Source organism: Chryseobacterium gossypii, assembly GCF_041361455.1.
Taxonomy (GTDB): Bacteria; Bacteroidota; Bacteroidia; order Flavobacteriales; family Weeksellaceae; genus Chryseobacterium; species Chryseobacterium gossypii.
Genome location: NZ_JBGCUR010000036.1, coordinates 21,675 through 27,674 on the forward strand (window position 1 = coordinate 21,675; position 6,000 = coordinate 27,674).

At 40.0% G+C, this 6,000-nt stretch carries 6 protein-coding genes and 3 tRNA genes; 2 read left to right on the plus strand and 7 right to left on the minus strand.

Annotation, left to right across the window (positions count from 1 at the left end; genetic code table 11):
• Positions 1 to 57: 57 nt before the first annotated feature.
• From ABMQ40_RS15175 to ABMQ40_RS15185, 3 genes are all read right to left on the minus strand, one after another.
• Positions 58 to 130: transfer RNA gene (locus tag ABMQ40_RS15175), tRNA-Lys, on the minus strand.
• Between the two features lie 72 nt (positions 131 to 202).
• Positions 203 to 285 (minus strand) — tRNA-Leu (locus tag ABMQ40_RS15180).
• 33 nt (positions 286 to 318) lie between these two features.
• Positions 319 to 391 (minus strand) — tRNA-Lys (locus ABMQ40_RS15185).
• A 114-nt stretch (positions 392 to 505) separates the two neighbouring features.
• Here ABMQ40_RS15185 and ABMQ40_RS15190 point away from each other — a divergent pair.
• On the plus strand, positions 506 to 1,021 hold the full coding sequence (locus ABMQ40_RS15190; RefSeq protein WP_370901082.1) for a shikimate kinase: 516 nt from the start codon (positions 506 to 508) through the stop codon (positions 1,019 to 1,021).
• On the opposite strand, the gene ABMQ40_RS15195 is transcribed toward ABMQ40_RS15190, so the two are convergent.
• On the minus strand, positions 1,016 to 1,459 hold the full coding sequence (locus tag ABMQ40_RS15195) for an RNA-binding S4 domain-containing protein (protein WP_370901084.1): 444 nt from the start codon (positions 1,457 to 1,459) through the stop codon (positions 1,016 to 1,018). The genes ABMQ40_RS15190 and ABMQ40_RS15195 overlap by 6 nt on opposite strands.
• Before the next feature lie 55 nt (positions 1,460 to 1,514).
• On the opposite strand from ABMQ40_RS15195, the gene ABMQ40_RS15200 reads away from it, so the two are divergent.
• Positions 1,515 to 2,267 carry a hypothetical protein gene (locus ABMQ40_RS15200; protein WP_370901086.1) on the plus strand — a complete coding sequence of 251 codons (753 nt, stop codon included), beginning with the start codon at positions 1,515 to 1,517 and terminating at the stop codon, positions 2,265 to 2,267.
• A 73-nt stretch (positions 2,268 to 2,340) separates the two neighbouring features.
• Here ABMQ40_RS15200 and ABMQ40_RS15205 read toward each other — a convergent pair whose 3' ends face one another.
• The 3 genes from ABMQ40_RS15205 to ABMQ40_RS15215 form a co-directional block, all read right to left on the minus strand.
• Complete coding sequence (locus ABMQ40_RS15205; protein ID WP_370901088.1) at positions 2,341 to 3,855, minus strand: FMN-binding glutamate synthase family protein; 1,515 nt, start codon at positions 3,853 to 3,855, stop codon at positions 2,341 to 2,343.
• Positions 3,856 to 3,909: 54 nt separating this feature from the next.
• On the minus strand, positions 3,910 to 5,256 hold the full coding sequence (mtaB, locus tag ABMQ40_RS15210; RefSeq protein ID WP_370901090.1) for a tRNA (N(6)-L-threonylcarbamoyladenosine(37)-C(2))-methylthiotransferase MtaB: 1,347 nt from the start codon (positions 5,254 to 5,256) through the stop codon (positions 3,910 to 3,912).
• 66 nt (positions 5,257 to 5,322) lie between these two features.
• On the minus strand, positions 5,323 to 5,916 hold the full coding sequence (locus tag ABMQ40_RS15215) for a DUF1572 domain-containing protein (RefSeq protein WP_370901092.1): 594 nt from the start codon (positions 5,914 to 5,916) through the stop codon (positions 5,323 to 5,325).
• Positions 5,917 to 6,000 lie beyond the last annotated feature (84 nt).

The following is a 6,000-nucleotide window of genomic DNA, read 5'->3' on the forward strand; positions in this document are numbered from 1 at the left end:
TGAAACACCAAATCACAAAATATTAATATGAAAAAAATTTACTTTTCAGTAAACTCGTGACCTGGCTGGGATTCGAACCCAGGACCCATACATTAAAAGTGTATTGCTCTACCAGCTGAGCTACCAGGTCGGCCACAATTAATAGCTAAATATAAAAATAATTTTCAATTTTCTGCTATTTAATTATTATTTTTCTCTGCAGTGCCTGCGACTGGACTCGAACCAGCACATCCTTAGGAAACCACCCCCTCAAGATGGCGTGTCTACCAATTTCACCACGCAGGCTAAAAAATTACAAACAAGTAACATTTTTGCTCGTGACCTGGCTGGGATTCGAACCCAGGACCCATACATTAAAAGTGTATTGCTCTACCAGCTGAGCTACCAGGTCGGCCACTCTGACAAACGATTTGCATTGAGTAATGTCCCTCGTTTTAAGTGGTGCAAAGATATGACTTTTTTTAGTATCTCAAAACTTTTTTGCAAATTTGTTCAAAAAAAAATCATGATAATTTCACTGGTCGGATACATGGGAAGCGGCAAATCTCACATTTCCAAAATATTAAGCGAAAAACTCAATTTTAAACTTATTGACCTTGATAAAGAGATCTCCCGGAGAAATAAATTAACCATTCCTGAGATATTTGAAACAAAAGGAGAAATTTACTTTAGAAAGCTCGAAAGGGAAGCATTGGAAGAAATACTGGCAACCCAGGAAAATGTGGTACTAAGCCTGGGAGGAGGAACACCTGCCTACTATAATAATATGGAGATCATCAACCATAATTCCAAAAGTGTTTTCTTACGGGCATCCGTAGGCACATTATCAGAAAGGCTTTCCAAGCAAAAAGAAAAAAGACCGCTGATAGCCAACATTTCCGATGAAAACCTTCCTGAATTTATTGCCAAGCATTTATTTGAAAGAAACGGATTCTACAGCAAAGCCCTGTTCAGTGTGGTTACCGATTCCCGGGAACCTGAAGATATTGTGGATGAGATCATAGAAAAGCTTTATCTATGATTCATTTTCATCTTCATCGGAATCATCACCTTCACCGAAAAAATCATCCCAGTCCGTAAAATCGGATGCAATATCATTCCCCACATACTCGTCCATCTCTCTTCTGTCTTTCTTGGTGGGTCTGCCCTCGCCTTTGGTCCGGTAATAATCCTGGGACATCTTGCGTAATTTCAGCAACTCGTATTGCTCCCTGTCCGTTATATCCTTTATATGAAGCGGCACCAGTTTGGCACCAATCCTGCTTTTAGGGATTTGTATGACTTTGATTTTATAGTCGATCTGATTTTTACGGATCTTGATAACATCTCCTTCTTTTACTTCTTTGGAAGACTTTACGACAGAGTCTCCTACCGAAACACGATTTTTTTTAATCTCCTCAGCAGCAATGCTTCTCGTCTTATAAAAACGAATGCTCCATAAAAATTTATCTATTCTCATAATTTTTTATACTTTTGTCGTTATATTATTTGTAAAGTAATTAAAGTTTTTTGAAATGAAAAAAATATTTGTATATATCCTGGCAGGTTCTTTGTGTTTTTCTGCATGTAAAAAGGATGACGATGATGAGACAACATATCAGGAGCCCGAAGATATTACAGTACAAAACACCTATGATGATCAGTCTATTCAAAAGTTCTTAGATGAGAATTATCTGGATGTCCAGGGAAATATCAAACCATTCAGCAGTACAGACAGTACTGATGATAATTACAAAAAACTTTCTGAGCTTAATCCTGTAAAACTTCCATCCGGCGTAGTTTACATCATAAGAGACGGAGCACAGCCTTCACCCGGAAAAACCATAGTTTCCACTACTGAGAGTCCTGATGTTCTTAAGCTTATGGTAAGGGCCCAGACCTATGTAGGGGCCAGCACCAATGGCAATGTTGCTTTCATTTCAAAATATGATTTCGTAAATACGATTGACGGAAGCGGCTCTCCTATTGTTGATCCTATGTGGTTTTATGTAAAAAAAGATAGCCGGGCTGACAAAGAAAGAAGTTATTATGAAATAGAAGGCTTCCAGGAAGGACTACAATATTTCAAAGCGTTTGATAATCTGCCTAATGAAGCTCCATACAACTTACAGGGCGTTATTATTGTACCATCCAGAGCCGCTTTTGCAAGAGATTCCCATTACGGTTACAATGGTGTTTCCTACAGAAACAGATCTTTTGTCTTTAACTTCCAGGTTTATAATGCCTCAACAAGAACCACGGATCAGGAAAAAATTAAAGCTAAATAAATATAAATCAATTAATTTATATATAAAAATAAAAAAAACGCTTCAAATATCTGAAGCGTTTTATGTTTTTGTTCTAATATGATCGTTGTTTCACATTTCCCAGAATATCCGGGAAGTAAAGATCTGAAAGGTGATCAAACTCGTCTCCTCTCATAAACATTGTTGCATCTACCTCTTCATAAGAGCTTCTTCCCGCGGCTGCTATCAGTTCATTACAGGTATGCAGGGTATTTTTATGGAAATGATATACCCTCTCGCTTTTATCGGTAACATCTAAGCCTTTGATCAGCATTTTATCCTGTGTTGCCACTCCGGTAGGACAATTATTGGTATTACACCTCAAGGCCTGGATACAGCCTAATGCAAACATAAATCCTCTGGCATTGTTACACATGTCTGCCCCCATGGCAATAGCTCTTAAAATGTCCAGGCTTGTAAGCACTTTACCACTTGCTATCACTCTCAGCTTATCTCTCAGGTTATAGCTTTTAAGGGTACGGTTTACAAAGATCAGAGCCGGCTCCAAAGGCATTCCCACTCCGTCTGAAAATTCGGGCGGCGCTGCCCCCGTTCCTCCTTCCGCTCCGTCTACCGTAATGAAGTCCGGATAAATTTTTAAAACATTCATCTGGATACAGATATCTTCAAATTCTTTGGTATCACCGATACAAAGCTTAAACCCTATAGGTTTGCCTCCTGAAAGCTCTCTCAGTTGCTGTACAAATCTCAGCAGTCCTGCCGCATCAGAAAAAGCGGAATGGGACGGTGGCGAAATAATGGTCATTCCCGGGGTGACGTGACGGATCCTAGCAATTTCCGGTGTATTCTTTACCCCCGGCAAAACTCCGCCATGTCCGGGCTTTGCTCCCTGGGACAATTTAATCTCTACCATTTTCACATTGGGAAGGGTAGCATATTTTTTGAACAGCTCAGGATTGAATTTTCCTTCCTCATCTCTGCAGCCAAAATATCCTGTACCGATCTGCCAGCATAAATCTCCTCCTTCCAGATGATAGGGAGAAATTCCTCCTTCCCCGGTATTATGGTAGAAATTTCCTTTTTTCGCCCCTCTGTTCAAGGATATCTGGGCCCTGTCACTCAATGATCCGAAGCTCATTGCAGAGATATTAAATAAGGAAGCGTGATAAGGCTGAGCACACTGCTCTCCTCCTACCCAGACCCTGGGCAGCTCTTCAGAAGGTGATTTTGCATAGATAGAATGCTTGATCCCCTCATATTTCCGGTGGTTAACCTCCAGCTGTGTTCCGAAAGCCACAGTGTCTCCCAGGTTTTTGGCACGCCTGTATACCGCGGAACGCTGGTTTCTTGGAAACGGTTTCCCATCCGTCTCCCTTTCAATAAAATACTGCTGCATTTCCGGAGAGATACTTTCAAAGAAATACCTGAAATACCCTAATACCGGAAAGTTCCTTAAAATAGCGTGTTTAGTCTGATAAGTATTGTAAACTCCCAATGCATAAATTGCAGACAAAAGAGTCGGTATCCAATAATGTGCCCTGATCAGTATGGCAATGACCCATGTGGCAATAACCAATACAATTCCCCAAGATAAAAACTTATCCCTCATGAATATAATATTAAAAAGTTAGAAATTAAATTTACTAGAAATTTTACAAAGAAGCTATGCTTTTGCTAAAAAACTTTCGTAAGAAGATTGCACAGAAACTGTGCCATCTGACAGTATTTTTTCCAGATTCAAAAATTCTATCTGATTGACAGACGCGGCATCAAAATCTTTTTGCACCCTCACATAATTTTCTGTGAAGCCAAACATTTTTCCGTCCTTATTTTCGTGTTCCCAAAGTACGGGAAGAGTTTTTCCAAGCTGTGACTGGTAGAAGGCCATCTTCTTTTTTTCAGAAAGGATCCTAAGCATTTTGTTCCGCTTTTTTCTTTCTGCCACGGGTACTACTCCGTCCATTGCGGCCGCTTCCGTATTTTCCCTTTCAGAATAGGTGAATACATGCAAATAAGTGATTGGCAATTCATTCAGGAAGTTGTAGGTTTCCATGAACCTTTCTTCCGTTTCTCCGGGAAAGCCCACAATTACATCAACGCCTATAGCCGCATCGGGCATCACTTCACGGATCTTGTTTACCCTGTCCCTGTAAAGCCTGGTCAGATAACGACGCTTCATTTTTTTCAGCAGATCATCGCTTCCCGACTGTAAAGGGATATGAAAATGGGGAACAAAGCTTCTGCTTCTGGAAACGAGTTCAATGCTTTCATCCTTCAAAAGATTAGGCTCAATAGAAGAAATGCGTATCCTTTCTATACCTTCTACTTTATCCAGCTCCGAGATCAGGTCCAGAAAGGTATGTTCATGTTTTTTATTCCCGAATTCTCCTTTTCCGTAGTCTCCGATATTCACACCGGTCAGGACAATTTCCTTGATATCTTTTGCTGCAATTTCTTTGGCATTCTTCAGAACATTTTCAATGGTATCTGACCTTGAGATCCCCCTGGCCAAAGGAATGGTACAGTAGGTGCATTTATAGTCGCAGCCATCCTGAACCTTCAAAAAAGCCCTGGTTCTGTCACCGATGGAGTAGCTTCCGATAAAGAAATCTGTTTCTTCAATCTCACAGGAATGCACAATACCTTCGTTTTCCGTTTTTTCAAGGTCGTCAAGATAGCTCAGGATATTGAATTTTTCTTTGGCTCCCAGCACAAGGTCTACCCCTTCAATCTGTGAGATCTCTTCAGGCTTCAGCTGCGCATAGCACCCGACAATTACTACCAGACCTTCAGGATTGGCTTTCATAGCCCTTTTTACATGAAGCTTACATTCACGGTCTGCATTTTCCGTTACCGAACAGGTATTGATAACATATACGTCAGCCTTATCATCAAAACTTACCTTTTCATATCCTGCCTCCGTCAGCTGCCGGGCAATAGTGGATGTTTCTGCAAAGTTTAATTTGCAGCCAAGTGTATGAAATGCGGCTGTTCTGTGAAAGGTAGACATTTTTTACTCCTGAAATTTATGGGTGCAAAGATAATGATTTTAATAACAATACTAAATTGATTCAGTCTATGGCTTGTATTCATCCCGGATTTCAGGACTGTTTTGATAGCAGACCGGTGAAGAACCCGGATTCATACCGTTATCCTCATGGAACCTGTTTTTCATTTCATTATTAAACTCCTCAGATTTGCTCCTCGCAATAGAAAGGGTTTGCCAGTCTTCATTTTTCATCATCTTGGCTATATAAACGATTTGTCCTATATGGTACGGATAATGGGCCAGCTGCCGGAAAACCGCATCTACCACAGTATGTGGCTCATTTCTTATATAAATGGTTGAATACAGATTTTCATCATTTATTTGTTCCAATGCATTAAAAAGACATTTCCAGCCCTTTTCCCAGTAATCCAGAACCTCCTGTTTTGTTTTGAAGGTATTAATAAATTCATCATCACGGTTCCTCCAGGATTTTTCACCATCCTCAGTCAGGAAATCAGTCCACCTTGAAAGCATATTCCCTGCAATATGCTTTACAATTACAGCAATTGAATTGCTTTCTCCGTTGTATTGCCAGAAAATCTGCTCATCGGATAATTGCCCGAAGGTTTTATCACCCAGAGATTTATAGTATTCAAAGCGTTTTATAAACAAGTCTTTCATTATCCTGAAATTGAATACCAATTTAAAAAATTAATCTCTGTTTTTCACCATAACCCATCCTGAGTATTTGAACGGTGTATTCTT

What these genes read in the sequence shown, in the direction of transcription:
- ABMQ40_RS15190 (WP_370901082.1), top strand. Translation starts at nt 506, where the DNA reads ATGATAATTTCACTGGTCGGATACATGGGAAGCGGCAAATCTCACATT.
- ABMQ40_RS15205 (WP_370901088.1), bottom strand. Translation starts at nt 3,855, where the DNA reads ATGAGGGATAAGTTTTTATCTTGGGGAATTGTATTGGTTATTGCCACA.
- ABMQ40_RS15200 (WP_370901086.1), top strand. Translation starts at nt 1,515, where the DNA reads ATGAAAAAAATATTTGTATATATCCTGGCAGGTTCTTTGTGTTTTTCT.
- mtaB (WP_370901090.1), bottom strand. Translation starts at nt 5,256, where the DNA reads ATGTCTACCTTTCACAGAACAGCCGCATTTCATACACTTGGCTGCAAA.
- ABMQ40_RS15215 (WP_370901092.1), bottom strand. Translation starts at nt 5,916, where the DNA reads ATGAAAGACTTGTTTATAAAACGCTTTGAATACTATAAATCTCTGGGT.
- ABMQ40_RS15195 (WP_370901084.1), bottom strand. Translation starts at nt 1,459, where the DNA reads ATGAGAATAGATAAATTTTTATGGAGCATTCGTTTTTATAAGACGAGA.